Source organism: Streptomyces sp. NPDC059850 (genome assembly GCF_042731515.1).
Taxonomy (GTDB): domain Bacteria; phylum Actinomycetota; class Actinomycetes; order Streptomycetales; family Streptomycetaceae; genus Streptomyces.
The window spans coordinates 222,498-237,880 of the sequence record NZ_JBHWJI010000004.1 but is presented as its reverse complement, the minus strand read 5'-3'; the positions used below and the strand labels follow the sequence as shown (position 1 = coordinate 237,880).

15 protein-coding genes are annotated in these 15,383 nt (G+C 72.0%); 8 read left to right on the top strand and 7 right to left on the bottom strand.

The annotated features are described in order from the left end of the window. The first annotated feature begins 49 nt into the window (after positions 1–49). From hisG to ACFV9T_RS05370, 4 genes are all read left to right on the top strand, one after another. Positions 50–898: an ATP phosphoribosyltransferase gene (gene hisG / locus ACFV9T_RS05385; protein WP_009713584.1), complete on the top strand. Its 849-nt coding sequence runs from the start codon at positions 50–52 to the stop codon at positions 896–898. A 57-nt stretch (positions 899–955) separates the two neighbouring features. Next, a complete protein-coding gene (locus tag ACFV9T_RS05380) occupies positions 956–1,411 on the top strand; it encodes a PH domain-containing protein (RefSeq protein WP_385436785.1) in 456 nt (151 codons plus the stop codon). Between the two features lie 198 nt (positions 1,412–1,609). Further along, entirely contained in the window at positions 1,610–3,001 is a 1,392-nt protein-coding gene (locus ACFV9T_RS05375) for a hemolysin family protein (RefSeq protein ID WP_385436784.1), read from the top strand. Further along, positions 2,998–4,140: a hemolysin family protein gene (locus ACFV9T_RS05370; RefSeq protein ID WP_385436783.1), complete on the top strand. Its 1,143-nt coding sequence runs from the start codon at positions 2,998–3,000 to the stop codon at positions 4,138–4,140. Before ACFV9T_RS05375 ends, ACFV9T_RS05370 begins: the two co-directional genes overlap by 4 nt. Before the next feature lie 60 nt (positions 4,141–4,200). Here the strand turns inward: ACFV9T_RS05370 and ACFV9T_RS05365 are convergent, their stop codons facing one another. Together ACFV9T_RS05365 and ACFV9T_RS05360 are read right to left on the bottom strand one after the other, a co-directional pair. After that, complete coding sequence (locus ACFV9T_RS05365; protein WP_385436782.1) at positions 4,201–6,102, bottom strand: AAA family ATPase; 1,902 nt, start codon at positions 6,100–6,102, stop codon at positions 4,201–4,203. A gap of 409 nt (positions 6,103–6,511) precedes the next feature. Continuing rightward, positions 6,512–7,144 (bottom strand): uridine kinase, encoded by a 633-nt coding sequence (locus ACFV9T_RS05360; protein WP_385436781.1) that lies wholly within the window; start codon positions 7,142–7,144, stop codon positions 6,512–6,514. Between the two features lie 162 nt (positions 7,145–7,306). Between ACFV9T_RS05360 and ACFV9T_RS05355 the strand changes: the two genes are divergently transcribed. Beyond that, on the top strand, positions 7,307–8,704 hold the full coding sequence (locus ACFV9T_RS05355) for a peptidase C39 family protein (RefSeq protein WP_385436780.1): 1,398 nt from the start codon (positions 7,307–7,309) through the stop codon (positions 8,702–8,704). A gap of 5 nt (positions 8,705–8,709) precedes the next feature. Here ACFV9T_RS05355 and ACFV9T_RS05350 read toward each other — a convergent pair whose 3' ends face one another. Continuing rightward, entirely contained in the window at positions 8,710–9,483 is a 774-nt protein-coding gene (locus tag ACFV9T_RS05350; protein WP_385436820.1) for an alpha/beta fold hydrolase, read from the bottom strand. Positions 9,484–9,675: 192 nt separating this feature from the next. Here ACFV9T_RS05350 and ACFV9T_RS05345 point away from each other — a divergent pair, with 192 nt between their 5' ends. Then, positions 9,676–10,485, top strand: a complete 810-nt coding sequence (locus tag ACFV9T_RS05345; protein WP_385436819.1) for a helix-turn-helix domain-containing protein — start codon at positions 9,676–9,678, stop codon at positions 10,483–10,485. 47 nt (positions 10,486–10,532) lie between these two features. On the opposite strand, the gene ACFV9T_RS05340 is transcribed toward ACFV9T_RS05345, so the two are convergent. Together ACFV9T_RS05340 and ACFV9T_RS05335 are read right to left on the bottom strand one after the other, a co-directional pair. Continuing rightward, the gene (locus tag ACFV9T_RS05340) at positions 10,533–11,246 is read right to left on the bottom strand and encodes an NADPH-dependent F420 reductase (protein ID WP_385436778.1); all 714 of its coding nucleotides are present in this window, start codon (positions 11,244–11,246) and stop codon (positions 10,533–10,535) included. 55 nt (positions 11,247–11,301) lie between these two features. Further along, positions 11,302–11,772 (bottom strand): ester cyclase, encoded by a 471-nt coding sequence (locus ACFV9T_RS05335; protein WP_385436776.1) that lies wholly within the window; start codon positions 11,770–11,772, stop codon positions 11,302–11,304. A gap of 126 nt (positions 11,773–11,898) precedes the next feature. On the opposite strand from ACFV9T_RS05335, the gene ACFV9T_RS05330 reads away from it, so the two are divergent. After that, positions 11,899–13,659: an Imm49 family immunity protein gene (locus ACFV9T_RS05330; RefSeq protein ID WP_385436775.1), complete on the top strand. Its 1,761-nt coding sequence runs from the start codon at positions 11,899–11,901 to the stop codon at positions 13,657–13,659. A 28-nt stretch (positions 13,660–13,687) separates the two neighbouring features. Here ACFV9T_RS05330 and ACFV9T_RS05325 read toward each other — a convergent pair whose 3' ends face one another. Further along, on the bottom strand, positions 13,688–13,852 hold the full coding sequence (locus tag ACFV9T_RS05325; protein ID WP_385436773.1) for a hypothetical protein: 165 nt from the start codon (positions 13,850–13,852) through the stop codon (positions 13,688–13,690). Positions 13,853–13,969: 117 nt separating this feature from the next. Between ACFV9T_RS05325 and ACFV9T_RS05320 the strand changes: the two genes are divergently transcribed. Beyond that, positions 13,970–14,707, top strand: a complete 738-nt coding sequence (locus ACFV9T_RS05320; RefSeq protein ID WP_385436772.1) for a CPBP family intramembrane glutamic endopeptidase — start codon at positions 13,970–13,972, stop codon at positions 14,705–14,707. 10 nt (positions 14,708–14,717) lie between these two features. Here ACFV9T_RS05320 and ACFV9T_RS05315 read toward each other — a convergent pair whose 3' ends face one another. After that, positions 14,718–15,350 carry a GntR family transcriptional regulator gene (locus tag ACFV9T_RS05315; RefSeq protein WP_385436771.1) on the bottom strand — a complete coding sequence of 211 codons (633 nt, stop codon included), beginning with the start codon at positions 15,348–15,350 and terminating at the stop codon, positions 14,718–14,720. Positions 15,351–15,383 lie beyond the last annotated feature (33 nt).

The window sequence follows — 15,383 nt, the reverse complement described above, 5'->3', positions numbered from 1 at the left end:
ACCACCGCAAGCTCAACCACCCATCCCCCGTACGAAGGAAACACCCCTCATGCTGCGCATCGCCGTCCCCAACAAGGGTTCACTGTCCGAGCCTGCGTCGGCGATGCTCCATGAGGCGGGCTACCGGCAGCGCAAGGACCGCAGGGAACTCGTCCTGGTCGACTCCGACAACGACGTCGAGTTCTTCTTCCTGCGCCCCCGCGACATCGCCGTGTACGTCGGCTCCGGCCGCCTCGACATCGGCATCACCGGCCGCGACCTGCTGCTCGACTCCGGCTCCCAGGCCGAGGAGATCCTGCAGCTCGGCTTCGCCGGGTCCACCTTCCGCTACGCGACCCGCCCCGGCACGGCCACCGATGTGAGCGAGTTCGGCGGGATGACCGTCGCCACCTCCTTCTCCGGCCTGGTCACCAAGCACCTCGCCGACCACGGCGTGGACGCCGCCGTCGTCCACCTGGACGGCGCCGTGGAGACCGCCATCCAGCTCGGCGTCGCCGAGATCATCGCGGATGTCGTGGAGACCGGCACCACCCTGCGCAACGCCGGTCTCGACATCATCGGCGAGCCGATCCTGGAGTCCGAGGCGGTCGTGATCCGCCGCACCGGGGCGCCCACCGACGACCCCAAGGTGCGCCAGTTCCTCCGCCGCATGCAGGGCGTCCTGGTGGCCCGGCGCTACGTGATGATGGACTACGACATCCGGGTCGAGCAGGTCGAGCGGGCCGTGGCGCTCACCCCCGGCCTGGAGTCGCCCACCGTCTCCCCGCTGCACCACGAGGGCTGGGTCGCGGTCCGCTCGATGGTCCCCTCCAAGGACGCCCAGCGGGTCATGGACGAGCTGTACGAGCTGGGCGCGCGGGCGATCCTCACCACGGGCATCCACGCCTGTCGCCTCTGAGCCCCCGGCACCCTCCACCCCTCCCGCTCACGAGAGCTCACGAGAGACCCATCACACGTGTCCGCCGCCGCCCAGCCGCCCGCCCTCCCGGTCACCTTCCGGCCGACCCGCACCCGGGTCATCCTGCTGACCACCGGCGCGGCCCTCGTCGTCACCCTCACCATGATCGCCGTGCTCCTGGAGAACCTGTCCCCGGGCCAGCAGGCCAGCTTCATCGGCACCGGGCTGCTGTTCTTCGCGTTCCTCGTGCTGTTCAGCCGCCCCAAGGTGGTGGCCGACGAGGCCGGGGTGACCGTGGTCAACCTCGTCACCACCCGTCGGCTGGCCTGGGCCGAGGTGCTGCGGGTCAATCTGCGGCCCGGTGACGCCTGGGTCTATCTGGATCTCGCGGACGGCACCAGCCTGCCCGCGATGGGCATTCAGGTGGGCGTCGCGAAGGCACGGGCGATCGACGATGCCCGCGCCCTGCGTACCCTCGCCGAACACCACAGTTCGGGCGGCGGCACGTCCTGACAGCATCTGGGGCCTGCCCGTAACCCGCCATCCTTGTTTACTCTGTTGCCGGGGCCGAACGATGCCCCGCCCCGCCTCGACCTGTCCGCGCACCGCGCGCAGCCGGCGGGCACACCTGCGACCCAAGGAGTGACTCCCTCCAGAGATGGACGGATCGTCCTGTAGTACCTGCGCCGCCGCCGACCCCGAGGCGGCGGCATGAGCGTCACCCTGTCTCTCCTGCTGCTCGCCGCGGCACTCGTCCTCATCCTCGCGAACGGCTTCTTCGTGGCCGCCGAATTCGGCCTGGTCACGGTCGAGCGGCCGGACGCGGAGCGGGCCGCCGAGGAAGGCGACCGGCGGGCCCGTACCGTCGTCGAGTCGCTGCGCGAGCTGTCCTTCCAGCTCTCCGGCACCCAGCTCGGCATCACCATCACCTCCCTGGTGGTCGGCATGCTGGCCGAGCCCGCGCTCGGCCATCTGCTGACCGCGCCGCTGTCCGCGGTGGGGCTGCCGCACGGCGCCGTCCCCGGCGTCGCCGTGGTCATCGGCATGCTGGTGGCGTCCGCCGTCCAGATGGTGATCGGCGAACTCGTCCCCAAGAACTGGGCGGTCTCCCGGCCGCTGCAAGTCGCGCGCTTCGTCGCGGGCCCGCAGCACGCCTTCGCCCACTTCTTCCGGCCCGTCATCACCCTGCTCAACACCGTCGCCAACCGGCTGGTGCGCGCGCTCGGCGTCGAGCCCACCGAGGAGCTGGCGTCCGCCCGTACCCCCGGTGAGCTGGTCTCGCTGGCCCGCCACTCGGCGCGGGCCGGGGCGATCGAGCAGGACACCGCCGACCTGTTCGTCCGCACCCTCTCGCTGGGCGACCTCACCGCACAGCACGTGATGACCCCGCGCGTGCGGGTCAGCGCGCTGCAGTCCACGGCGACCGCCGTGGATGTGCTCAACCTCACCCGGGCCACCGGACTCTCCCGGTTCCCGGTCTACCGCGACCGCCTGGACGAGGTCATCGGCATGGTCCACCTCAAGGACGCCCTCGCGGTGCCCTCGGAGGAGCGGCTGCGCACCCCCGCCGGGTCCATCGCCCAGCCCCCGCTGCTCGTCCCCGAGACGCTGCCCGTCCAGCCCCTGCTGGAGCGGCTGCGCAGCGAGCAGCCGATAGCCGTGGTCGTCGACGAATACGGCGGCACGGCCGGCGTCGTCACCCTGGAGGACATCGTCGAGGAACTGGTCGGCGAGGTCCGCGACGAGCACGACGACGAGGCCGCCGACACGCCCGACCTGGCCCAGACCGTCGCCGAGGACGGCCGGGCCGCCTGGGACGCCGACGGCGCCTGCCGCGTCGACACCCTGCGCCGGATCGGCCTGGAGGTGCCCGACGGGCCGTACGAGACGGTGGCCGGTCTGGTCGCCGATCTGCTCGCCCGGATCCCCGCCCCCGGGGACGCCGCCGAGCTGCCCGGCTGGAAGCTGGCCGTCCGGCAGGTCGGCCACCACCGGGCGGAGCGGGTACGGATCATGCGGACCGGAACGGGTACGAGTGCCGGTGCCGCTGCCCCCACAGCCGCCCCTGTTGTCGCCGTTGCCGAGAAGGAAGCTGAGCGATGAGCCTCGTCCAACTCCTCTTCGCCGCTCTGCTGGTCCTCGCCAACGGATTCTTCGTCGGCGCCGAGTTCGCCCTGGTCTCCGTACGCCGCAGCCAGATCGAACCGCGGGCCGCCGAGGGCTCCGCCCGGGCCCGTACGGTGCTCACCGGGCTGGAGAGCCTGCCGCAGATGATGGCCGCCGCGCAGTTCGGCATCACCGTCTGCTCGCTGACCCTCGGCGCGGTCGCCGAGCCGACCGTCGCCCAGCTGCTGGAGCCGGTCTTCCACGCCGTGCACCTGCCCGAGGGGCTGATCCATCCGCTCGGCTACGCCATCGCGCTCGCCGTCGTCGTCTTCCTGCACCTGGTGATCGGCGAGATGCTGCCGAAGAACCTGGCCATGGCGGCGCCGGAGAAGACCGCGCTGTGGCTCGCCCCCGGCCTCGTCGGCTTCGCCCGGCTGTGCCGTCCGGTCACCGCGGCGCTGGGCGCCTGCTCCCGGCTGGTGCTGCGGCTCTTCCGGGTCGAGCCCAAGGACGAGGTCGAGGCCGTCTTCACCAGCGAGCAGCTGACCCATCTGGTCGAGGACTCCCGGCAGGCCGGACTCCTCGGTGACGGGGAGCACGAACGGCTCTCGGACGCCCTGGAGCTGGGCAGCCGCCCGGTCACCGACGTCCTCCTCGACCCGGCGGGCCTGGTCACCGTCGACCCGTCGGTCACGCCCCGGCAGATCGAGGAGCTGACGGTACGGACCGGCTACTCGCGCTTCCCGGTGTGCGGCGCCGGTGGCGCCTTCATGGGCTACGTGCACGTGAAGGACGTCCTGGACCTGGAGGCCCCCGAACGGGCGGTCCCCCAGCGGGTCTGGCACCCCATCGAGACCCTGCGCGCCGAACTGCCGCTGGACGACGCGCTCAGCGCGATGCGGCGGGCGGCCTCGCACCTGGCGGCCGTGGCCGACGCGTCGGGCAAGGTGCTGGGGCTCGTCGCGCTGGAGGACGTGCTGGAGATGCTGGTGGGCGAGGTCCGCGACCCGTCCCACCGGGACAGCGGGCGCAGCCGCCCGGCCGAGTCGCGGCCCGCGACACGGGCCGCGGCGGCCCCGGCCCCGGCTCCGTCCTCGGCCTCGTCCTCGGAGGAGCCCGCGATGGTCTCCCGCTAAGGGGGTACGGCCCAAGGGCTGGGTCCCAAGGGCTACGGCCTGAGGGCTACCGCCCGAGGGTTACGGCAGCGGGGGGTCCTCCGGGTCGCGGTACATGGGACCGCGGCCCGACAGGACCTCCCCGTACGCCTGCATCAGATCCGGCAGCCGCAGCGTCGCCAGGTCGTCCCGGGTCGGTATGCCCGTCCACCCGGACAGCCGCAGATCCCGGTACGCGCAGCTCTTCTCGTACAGGGTGCGCAGGAAGCGCCCGTTCCCCAGCTCGTCGATCCAGCCCTGCTCGACCACGTGTCCGCTGATGCTGCGCAGCTCCTCCAGGGACTCCTCGTCCCACACATCACCGTTCTCCGCGGCCAGCACCTCACCTATGCGGGTGAGTTCGAGCGGACGGTAGCTGGGGAAGTCGACGCGGGTGGTGAAGCGGGAGCCGAGCCCCGGGTTGGCGGCGAGGAGGCGGTCCATGCCCTCGGGGTAGCCCGCGAGTATGACGACCAGCCGGTCGCGGTTGTCCTCGGCGCGCTTGAGCAGCACTTGAAGCGCCTCGTCGCCGTACGCGTCGCCCTTGCTGTACCCGGAGTTGGAGAGGCTGTAGGCCTCGTCGACGAAGAGGACACCGCCGAGCGCCGAGTCGATCAGCTCGTTGGCCTTGACCGCGGTCTGCCCGAGGTATTCGCCGACCAGATCGGCGCGCCCGGCCTCGACCAGATGGTCGCCGCCGAGCAGCCCGAGCGCGTAGAAGACCCGGCCGAGGATGCGGGCGACGGTGGTCTTGCCGGTGCCGGAGGGGCCGGAGAAGACGAAGTGCCGCTTCGGCGGCTGGACCGGCAGCCCCTGCCCGGCGCGCAGCCGGGCCATATGCAGCTGCGCGGACAACGCCCGCACCTGCCGCTTCACCGGCTCCAGGCCGACCATGCGCTCCAGCTCCTGCAGCGCGCTCTCCAGCAGGGCGGGGTCGGAGGGCCCGGGCTGGGCGGCCGGGCCGCCCCGGTCGCGGGTGCCCGCGCCACCGCCGGTCACGGGGGTGGCAAGGAGCGGCGGGCCGTCGGGGCCGTCGCCGCCGGTGCGCAGATCGCGCCCGTCGGCCGGGTCTCCGGCGGTCGACAGGGTGTCGGCGGGGTCGCCGATGGTGCCGTCCGTGGCGTCCTGACTGCTGACCCCGGGCAGGGTCACGGTCGCGAGGTCGGCGGTCTCGTCCAGACCGTCCGACTCGGCTATCGCGGCCAGCCGCGCCGAGGTGTCCATGAAGGTGGGGTCGATGCGGTGCACCGCGCGGTAGAGGGGGAGGGCCGCGGCGCTGCGGCCGGTGCCCTCATGGGCGCGGGCGAGCCAGTAGCGCAGCTCCTTGCGCTGGGGCTGTTCGCTGCGGCAACGCATCAGGGCGGCGGCGAGCAGCGGTTCCGCCTGGCCGTACATCTCCAGCCGGACCCGGGCCATGCCGCCGAAGAGCCCGGCCTCGATGCCGAGGAAGGGGTCGTCCAGGAGGGGTTCGGTGTGGCGGACCAGCTGCTCCCAGTCCTTGACCAGATACGCGCGGCAGGCGTGCAGGAAGCGGGCCTGCGGATCGGCCTCCACGGGCGGACAGCCCGCCAGCGCCCGGTCCAGCTCGGGGACATGGCGGCCGTCGAGCCAGTGTGAGGCGTGGGCCAGCAGCAGGTCACGGCTGGTCTCCAGCACGGGCTGGACCCACCAGCCCAGCCAGTACCAGGAGTTGAGGGTGCGGCGGTGGCGGGTGCGCTGCTCGCCGAAGCGATCGCGGTGCCGGTACATGCGTAACAGCGCCGTCGCCGTGTCGGCGCGCAGCGCGTGCAGGCCGAGCCATGCGTCGGCCATGCCCGGATCGTGTCGCACCGCGGCCCGGAACTCCTCCTCGGCCTGTGCGTAGGCGCCCATCGTGTAGGCGTCCACGGCACGCAGCCAGGCGAGATCGGCCGGGGTCTGCGAACCCTGCGTGCCGAAATCCATCACGTCCCCCACAACCCCTGCCCCCGTGGATGCCGCCGGGGCGGCTGCCCTTTTCGCATCGTACCTGCGCAGGCCGCACCGGCCGAGGGTGCCGCACTGTTGTTCGTCGCAATCGCACAAGGCTTGGCAGGCGTGCGCTGGGGCGTGTAAGGGGCGCACACGGCCGGCGGGGGTGAATCACCGAGAGTGACGGTGCGATGCCGTACGGCAGCCGGAATACGGTGTCGAACCGGCCGCAGACAGGACGAAGCCCCCGATCACGGGGGAACAACCGGGGGCTTCGCGTACTGGGGCGACTCGTGCGAGTCGCGCATTCAGAACGTAAGACCTGTATGGGCCCCAGGTCAAGCCGAGTTGGGGCGTGTGTGGCAGGTCGGACGCCGGGCGTGGCCGACCCGCTTTCACCCGGTCACGCTGGGTGACACCCGGGGGTGCTCCGGGTGGTCGCGGCAGGCCCCGTGAGCATCGCGTACCCCTCTTTTCGCTGCGCTATCAAGGTTTCCGCATGGGGGCGCGACGGGTCGGCGGCGAAATGAGCGCGCTCGGCTGGTTGCCAGCCGTCCCAGAATGTGGACAGTTCGGGGCCGTCGCGCAGCCTCCCGCGTCGCCAGGCGTCCCGGTCGGGCAGCTCCATCCACACCAGATGGGCCAGTTGCGGCCGCACCGCCCGGCGCCCGGCGCCCACGCCTTCGAGGAGGATGACCGGTGCGGGGTCCAGCCGCCGCCGGGTGGCCGCGAACCGGCGCTCGACCCAGTCATACGGGGCATACCGGGCGGCGGTGCCGTGGCTCAGCGGGGTCAGGATGTGCTCCTGCAACCGCCCTTCCCATCCGAACGGCTCCTCGTGCGTGGCGAGATCGTCCGTATGGACGACGGGCGCGCCGCCCAGCGCCTCCGCCAGTCGCGCGGCGAACGTGGTCTTCCCGGAGCCCGCGTGCCCGTCGACGGCGACGAGCCGCACCGGTCCGCAGGACGGCGGCAGGCCGCGCAGCCGCCGCGCGAACGCGCGCAGCGTCTCGGTGGGGCGGTCGGCGGTCTCCATGGGGGGCCACTGTACGGCTACCCGGGAGTATTCACTCCATTGGTCCACACCAATATTGGTCTGCGGGCGGGAAGGGAAGCACTGGCCTGACACCACTCGCAGCGGCCATAGTTGTGCGACTGTCGCGCATCCGCCGCTGGACGACGACTGGGGGAGCCCCGTATGACCAGTTCCGGATTCACGCCCCGCCGCTCCGTGCTCGCAGCCGCCATCGGCGTCGCGGGCGCGGCCGCCGTACAGATGACGTCCGCCGCGGCCGCCCCCGGGCCCGCCCGCCCGAACCCGGTGGCCGCCTCGGCGGCCTCCGCGGCGAAGAAGGCGACCACCGAGTACCACGGCTGGACGAGCCACACCGACTGGCTGGCCGGAGCCGCCAAGGGCGTCCGCGCCGAGGCCGGAGCCCGCCCCGGCATCGTGATCTCCCGCCCGGCCGGGACCACCGACTACACCGACCCGCACACCGGCACCAAGGCCGCCTGGGAGTACGCCACCTGGACCTCCCCGGTACGCAAGCTCACCGTCCCCGCGACCGAGGCCATCGTCTCCTGGAACGCCCGCACCCCGGCGGGCACCTGGATCCAGGCCGAGCTGAAGGGCACGTACTCCGATGGCACCGCGACCCCCTGGTACGTGATGGGCCGCTGGGCCTCCGGCGACGGCGCGAACTCCATCCGGCGCACCTCCGTGGACGACCAGAGCGACGACAAGACCTCGGTGTGGACCGACACCCTCGCCGTCGACGACCCCGCGAGCGGCCTCCGGCTGACGGCGTACCAGCTGCGCCTGACCCTCTACCGCAAGCCCGGCACCACCCGCACCCCCACCGTGTGGCGGGTCGGCGCGATGGGCTCGGACGTCCCCGACCGCTTCGAGGTGCCCGCCTCGAAGCCCGGTCTGCCCAAGGGACGCGAACTCGCCGTACCGCGCTACTCGCAGGAGATCCACAAGGGCCAGTACCCGGAGTACGACAACGGCGGCGAGGCCTGGTGCAGCCCCACCTCCTCGCAGATGATCATCGAGTTCTGGGGTCGCAAGCCCACCCCCGAGGACCTGGCCTGGGTCAACCCCGACTACGCCGACCCCCAGGTCTGCCACGCGGCCCGCGCTACCTTCGACTACCAGTACGACGGCTGCGGCAACTGGCCCTTCAACGCCGCCTACGCCGCCACCTACCGCGACCTCCAGGCCGTGGTCACCCGGCTGGGCTCCCTGACCGACCTGGAGAAACTGATCGCCGCGGGCATCCCGGTGATCACCTCGCAGTCCTTCCTCAAGGAGGAGCTGACCGGCGCGGGCTACGGCACCGCGGGCCACCTGATGACCGTCATCGGCTTCACCGCCACCGGAGACATCATCGCCAATGACCCGGCCTCCCCGGACAACCCGTCCGTCCGCCGGGTCTACCAGCGCAGGCAATGGGAGAACATCTGGCTGCGCACGAAGCGCTACAACGCCCAGGGCAAGGTGGTCTCCGGCACCGGCGGCGTCTGCTACCTCTACTTCCCGGCCAAGCCCACAGCCCGCCAGCAGCGCGCGCTCACGGAGCTGGGCATCCGCTAAATCCGCTAAGCGTGGATCTCGGCGAAGGGCAGGAGGAGCGCGGCGGTGCGTGGTGGGTCCTCCAGGATGGGGGTGTGTCCGGACCCGGGCAGCAGCTCGACTGTCGCGCCGGGAACGGCGCGGTAGTCGGCCGCGGATGAGGGTCGCCATCTGCGGTCCTGGTCGCCGAAGATCACCTGCAGCGGCTTGCCGAGGGGGATCAGCCGGTCCGGGAGCGCGCGCTGGTTCAGATAGGCGGTGGACGCCTGCATCGCGGCGGTGATCGCGCGGAATGTCATGCCGCGCAATTCGTCGACGAGTTCTTGGGGGACGTGGTAGCCCACGCGGAATCCGGTGCTCGCGAACTCGCGGATCTGCTCGTCGGTCGGTGGCCACCGCGCGGGGTCGAACGGGAGGGGCCCCGGTGCGATGAAGGCGTCCATGCTGGGGCCGGTGTTGATGAGCGCGAGCGCGGTCACCAGGTCGGGGCGGTGCTCGGCGAGGGCGGTGGCGGCATAGCCGCCGCTGGAGTGGCCGACGACCAAGGCGTGTTCGACGCCGAGCCGGTCCAGTGCCGTACCGATCCTGCGTCCCTGTTCGGGGATCGCGTAATCGCCGTCGACCGGTTCGGCCGAGCGGCCGTGCCCCGGCATGTCGATACGGATGACGTGATGGAGCGCGGACAGGAGCGGAACCAGCGCGTCCCATGAACGGCTCGACGTGGCGGAGCCATGGATGAGCAGGAGCACGGGGGCGTCGCGAGGGCCGTCCTGGCGGACGTAGAGGTCGCCGTGTTCCAGTCAGAGGAACGGTCTGTCGGGAGGAGTCATGAGCCCACTGTCGCCGCCGGTGCGCGTCGGCGGCTTGGACAAATGTTCCCTCCCTGGCCCGCTTAGCATGGGGTGATGGGGTCCACCACGAGTGAACGTGACGATCCTGCCGCGTGGGACGTCGCACGTCCGCGGCGGCCCAGCCGGGTGGCTGGTGTCGACATGGCCGGGTTCCGGGTCCCGGGCCCGCTCGCCGGTGGCCTGCGGATGGTTCCGCACCCGGCCGTCATGCTGATCCTTGAGTTCGGGACGAGCCCGTACACCGTGGACGACGGCGCTGGGCTCCGACGTGGCGGAAGCCTCGTCGCCGGGCCCGGGTTCGGCTCCGGAGGCGGGGCCCGGGCGTGGGGCGAACAGGTCGAGTGCGTACAGGTGCGGCTGTCCCCGGTGGTCGCGGGCGCGGTTCTGGGGGCCGGTCCGGCCGATCTGGGCGGTTCCGTGGTGTCCCTCGACGACCTGTGGGGCAGGGAGGCGTCCCGGATCCGCGAGCGACTGGGCGAAATCCCCTCGTGGGAGGCCCGCTTCGCCTTCACAGAGGCGCTGCTCGCCCGCCGGCTCGAGGCGGGGTCGCCGGTGGACCCGGCGGTGGCGTGGGCCTGGAACCGGATCGTCGTCGGCAGGGGGCTCGTCCGGGTCGACCACCTGGCGGCCGAACTCGGATGGAGCCGCAAGCGTCTGTGGTCCCGGTTCCAGTCGCACATCGGCATTCCGCCGAAGAGTGCCGCGAAGCTGGTCCGCTTCGACCACGCCGTGCACCGTCTGGTCGCGGGTGAGGCCGCGGCCCACGTCGCGGCGGACAGCGGCTACTGCGACCAGTCCCATCTGCACCGGGACGTCATGGCGTTCACCGGTACGACCCCGGCGACCGTGCTGGACGAGCCCTTCCTGACGGTGGACGACCGCGCATGGCCGACCCGGGCGCCGTCGAGCCCTCGCCATATGGCACACAGGGGACTGCCGCCGGGCCCGTAGCGGTGGACAACGCGAACCCAGTGGCCGGACGGCTGAGGCGGGCGGGATCACATGTCGCGGTAGCGCTTCGCCGCCGCCAGTGCGGCGCGCATCGTGTTCGCGGTGGCGGGGCGGCCCGGGCCCGGGTCCGCTCCTCGTACCGTCGTGGCCAGGCTGTGGCCCTCGCTGAAGTAGGGGTCGCTGTACGCGGCCGTGTCGCGCTGGAAGCGCCAGCCTTCGGCGAGCGGTCCGGCGTCGAGCGCGTCGTAGCCGATCGAGTCCAGGAAGACGGTGACGGTCTGCTTCGCCGCCGCGTCGTCGCCCGCGAGGGCGAGCACCGACCGTGCGGGGTCGCCGCTGGGGCGGGCGAGGTTGCCCAGGTGCGCGTAGAAGATGTTGTTCATCGTCTTGACGATGCGCGAGGCGGGCAGGTGGGCCTGGAGCAGCTCGCTGGTCGTGGTGGTCTCGGTATCCAGTTCGGCGATGTGGCCGTCCCGCTCGGGGTAGTAGTTGTTGGTGTCGATGACGACCTTGCCGTACAGCGCGGCGACCGGCACCGTGCGGTAGGCGTGCAGGGGGATGGTCACCACGGTGATGTCCCCGGCCTGTGCGGCCTCGGCGGGGGTGGCGGCGCGGGCCTGTGGGCCAAGCTCGGCGACCAGGTCGGAGAGGGTCTCGGGGCCTCGGCGGTTGCTCAGGACGACCTCGTGGCCTGCGGCGACGGCGAGCCGGGCGACGGTGCTGCCGATCAGCCCGCTGCCGATCAGTCCGATCGTGCTCATGTGTCGGTGTTCCTTACGTTCCATCGTGGTGGTACGGGGGATCGGCGGCTCGGGCTCAGGCCAGCCGCAGCGTGTAGCCGATCTGCTCGGCGAGGCCCAACTCCTGGCACATGAACCACATGTCGGTGATCTTGCCCTCGTCGTTGAAGCGCAGCACCGTGATCTCGTCCCACTCGACGCGCTGGCCGGTGGCCGGGGCACCGGCGAAGGTGCCGGAGTGCAGCGCGGTCATGTGGAACGTCATCATCACGGTGTCGCCGGAGGCCACCACGTCCCGCGCCTGCGAGGTCTTGTCGCTGAGGCCCTGGGACAGCTTCTTCCAGCCGGACTCCAGCCACTCGATGAAGTTGCCGCTGCGGGGGATGTCGTCACCGGTGGCCGCGTAGAGGTCGGCGAAACCGGCCCGGGTGATCGGGGCGTCGGGGGTGACCAGGGAGCGCATCAGGTCCCAGTCGAGGCGGGGCATGGCGTCTTCGAGCAGCTTCTTGGCGGTGGCGATGTTGCGCTCGCCGGTGGTGTCGTTCATGTCTCCAGTCTCGGCGGGAGAAGCGAGCGCCCGGCCCCCTGAACCTGGCCCAGCCGGTCCCATGCTCAGCTGGTCCACCGCGCGCATAGGCTGCAAGCCACATCAGCGGTCAGGGGGCTGCAGAACATGCGGATCGAGCGACACCAGGTGGGCGGGGCGGCGGTTTCGGCGGTACGTGACGACTTCGCGAACCGGATCGGAGGTCAGGTCCGGTCCCTGTCGAAGGCCGGTCGGATAGCCACGTACGAGTGGCGGCTGCTCGCGGAGGAGTTTCACGCGTACCTGGGTGCGCTGTCGGTCGAGCGGCCCGACCTCGCCACCCCGGAGGCCGAGGCCGTCCTCAAGGACGCGACCGAGGCCGCGGTCGGCGCCGTCGCGTACGCGGCGTACCACCCGCACGTTCCGTTCGGGGTCACGCTCAACTACGTGAACTTCGGGATGAGCTACGAGCCCGGAGCCGAGGAGGACCCCGGGGACCAGGTCACCCCGCACGAATGGATCGACGCGTTCTGCCTCGCGATCGTGTCCGGCAACGCCGCGCGGCATGGCGAGGCGTTCCACTTCGCCCGGGAGAAGTTCAGCGGGGACGCGGCGGGCAGCGGCACCGTCGAGCTGGGCACCGGCTTCATGGCCCATGTCCTCGGAGACATCGGAGATGACGGCGAACTGGGTGCGATCGACGGGGCGTTGGTCCGGGTCCGGGCCCGGGTCCGGGCCCGGGCGGAGGGGGACAGCGTGCTCCGCCATCCGCACACCGTGGCGCTCCAGACCCTCCGCGCACTGGCCGCCGGAGACCAGGAGGCATTCGACACCGGCCTGACCGACCTGCTGCTCCCCCTCGCCGCGCAGCACGGACCGGCTGCCGGGCCGAGCAGCCTCCTCCCGCTGCTGCCGATCGCCCTGGCCGCGCTCGCGTACCGGGGCCGGGGCTGGGTTCCGGCGGTCGAGACCGACTACCTGCCGCGCGCCCTGGTCACCGGGTTCGAGACCTCCGGTCCGCGCGTCGGCGGCCTGGGCCGCGACCGCCGCGCGGACGCGGTCGCCGCTCTGGCCGGCGGCGCCGTGGTCATCGACCGGCCGGTTCATCCCCAGACCCCGCATCCGGAGAGCGAGGCCCGCTTCGAGCAGTACACCCGGAAGGCATTCACCGAGACGGATGGTCGGCGCCCCGCCGTATGGCGGCTCGCCCGTGCGATGGGCGACCAGGAGATCCTCTTCAAGGCGCGCGCCTCGCTGTCCGCCGATGTGACGGACGTCCAGCTGGCGAACCTGCGCCTGGCCTCCCAGCTGGGGGCGGCCCTGTTCCGCGTAGCGCTCGCCGAGCCCGGTACGGAGGCCGAGGTGACGATCGCGGATCGTACGGTCGCCTACCCGGCCACCCGGGACGAGCACATGAGCCCCGGCCACTGGCACACCGCCGTGAACTTCGCGCTGATCACCGGCGTACGCGAGGATCTCGCCCCGCTGGTGCTCACCGGTCCGGGGTACGCCCGCGAGGACGGCTCGGCGTTCACCGCGTACCGCGAGGCCCTGCACGACTACCTGAGGGGTGAGGATCCCCTCCCGGCGACGGAACGCGCCCTGGAGGAGGCGGAGCGGGCCAGGGGCTGGGGGTTCTTCCCGCCGCCCGCCGTGCTGTTCTCCCAGCTCGTCGAGGGCGATGAGGAGAGCTTCAACCTGGCCCTGGCCGACGCCCTCGAAGCCCACCGCGACCACTACCAGGTCGCCGACCGCGCGGACGACACGGACGCGGCGATCAACCTCGACATCCTGGCCCTGACCTGCCACGCCCGCCGCCGGGGCCGGACGATCCGGGTCGAGTCCCCCTACGTGCCTCCGCGACTGCTCCGGGCGGCCGTACCCTTCGAGGGGCTGACCAGGCTCTGACCGGGCCTTGACCAGGGCCCGCCAGTCGTCACGACCAGGCGCCGAGCGCCCACATGATCAGCCCCCACCCGCCCACCATCACGACGGCGGCGACGGCCAGCCACAGGAACACGCCCCACGGCCACACCACCGGGTCGGGCTCCTTCGGCGGCTTCACGGGGCAGCACTTCGAGCAGTGAGGATCGTCGGCCACCCCCGCAGCATGGCGCGGTGCGCCCCGTGAACACCCCTCGGCGGCGCGGTCTCCACCCGGACGGGCGACGCGTCGAGGGCCCGCGCGATTTCGCGCGGGCGTGGCTATCCTCGGAGCGTGGGGAGCCGGTGGAAAGGCCATGTCACGCGCCATCCGCTCTGGGGTGCCGTCGAGTTGACGCTCGCCTGGCATGTGGTGCTGGTGCTGTTCGCCGAGGTGATTCTGCCTCCGGTGGCTCCGCCGTGGTTTCCCGACCTCGGTGCCACCCTGGTCAACGCGCTCTGCTTCGCGGGTGTGTGGTGCGTGCTGTGGCGGTGGGGGTGGCTGCGGGCGTCGGGGGTGGGGACGCTGGGGCGGGTGGGGCGCTGGTGGCTGGGCGTGCCGATGCTGCTCGTCGCGTGTTCGTACGCCGTCGCGGGCCTCGACGGCAGCGCGGGCGTGATCGTCAGCTCGCTGGTGTCGCTGCTGTGGGTGGGCGTCAACGAGGAGGCCTACAGCCGGGGTCTGGTGCAGCAGGCGCTCGGCCCGCTCGGGGCGATGCGCGCGGCGGTGGCGGTCGGCGTGCTGTTCGGCCTGGGCCACATCCAGAACTACCTGTTCTTCGGCGCCGCGTTGGACGACACCCTGTGGCAGATGCTGTCCGCCGGGCTCTTCGGCTTCGTCTGCGCCGGGCTGCGCTACGCGATCGGCTCGGTCTGGCCCCTGGTGCTCATCCATGGGCTGGACGACTTCTTCCAGATCCGCTCGCCGGGTTCGGCTCCGGACTGGTGGGAGGCGGCCGTGTACGTCTTCTACGTCGCCTTCGGGGTGTGGCTGCTGCGGCGGTACGGCGCCGGAGACACCCCTGAGCCCTAAGCCCTAAGCCCTAAGCCTCGTCGCCGAGGTACGTCTCGATGTGCTCGGTGACGGCGGCTTCGACGTCGGCGGGGGTGCCGGAGCGCAGCGCGTCGAGCAGGGCGCGGTGTTGCCGGGGGATCTCGTCCAGGGTGGGGTGTCCGGGCGCGTCGCGGACGAAGTAGGCCAGCACGCGGGGCTGGATGATGCGCCAGATCCGCAGCGTCTGGGTGTGTCCGGTGGCTTCGATGACGGCCTCGTGGAACGCGAGGTCGAGGGCTGCGAGGCGTTCCGCGGCCCCGGAGTCCGGCGCGCTCGCCGCGGCCTCGGACATCTCGTCGACCAGCCGCTCCAGGCGGTCGAGCAGTTCGGGCGAGCGGTCGCGGGCGGCGTCGGCGAACGCGACCCGCTCGATCGTCAGGCGGATGGGCACCAGGACCTCGCGCACCTCGCGCTGCGACACCCCGACCACCGAGGCCCCACGGTACGGGTGGGAGACGACGAGCCCCTCCTGCTCCAGGACCATGATCGCCTCGCGGACCGGGCCTCGGCTCACCCCGGAGCGCGTCGAGATGTCCCGTTCGACCAGGCGGTCGCCGGGCCCCAGTTCGCCCGTGGCGATGGCCTGCCGGAGCCAGTTCAGGATCCAGTCCCGTCGCGACATGGGCGGCGCTGAGCCCGGACTCGACTGCGTCAC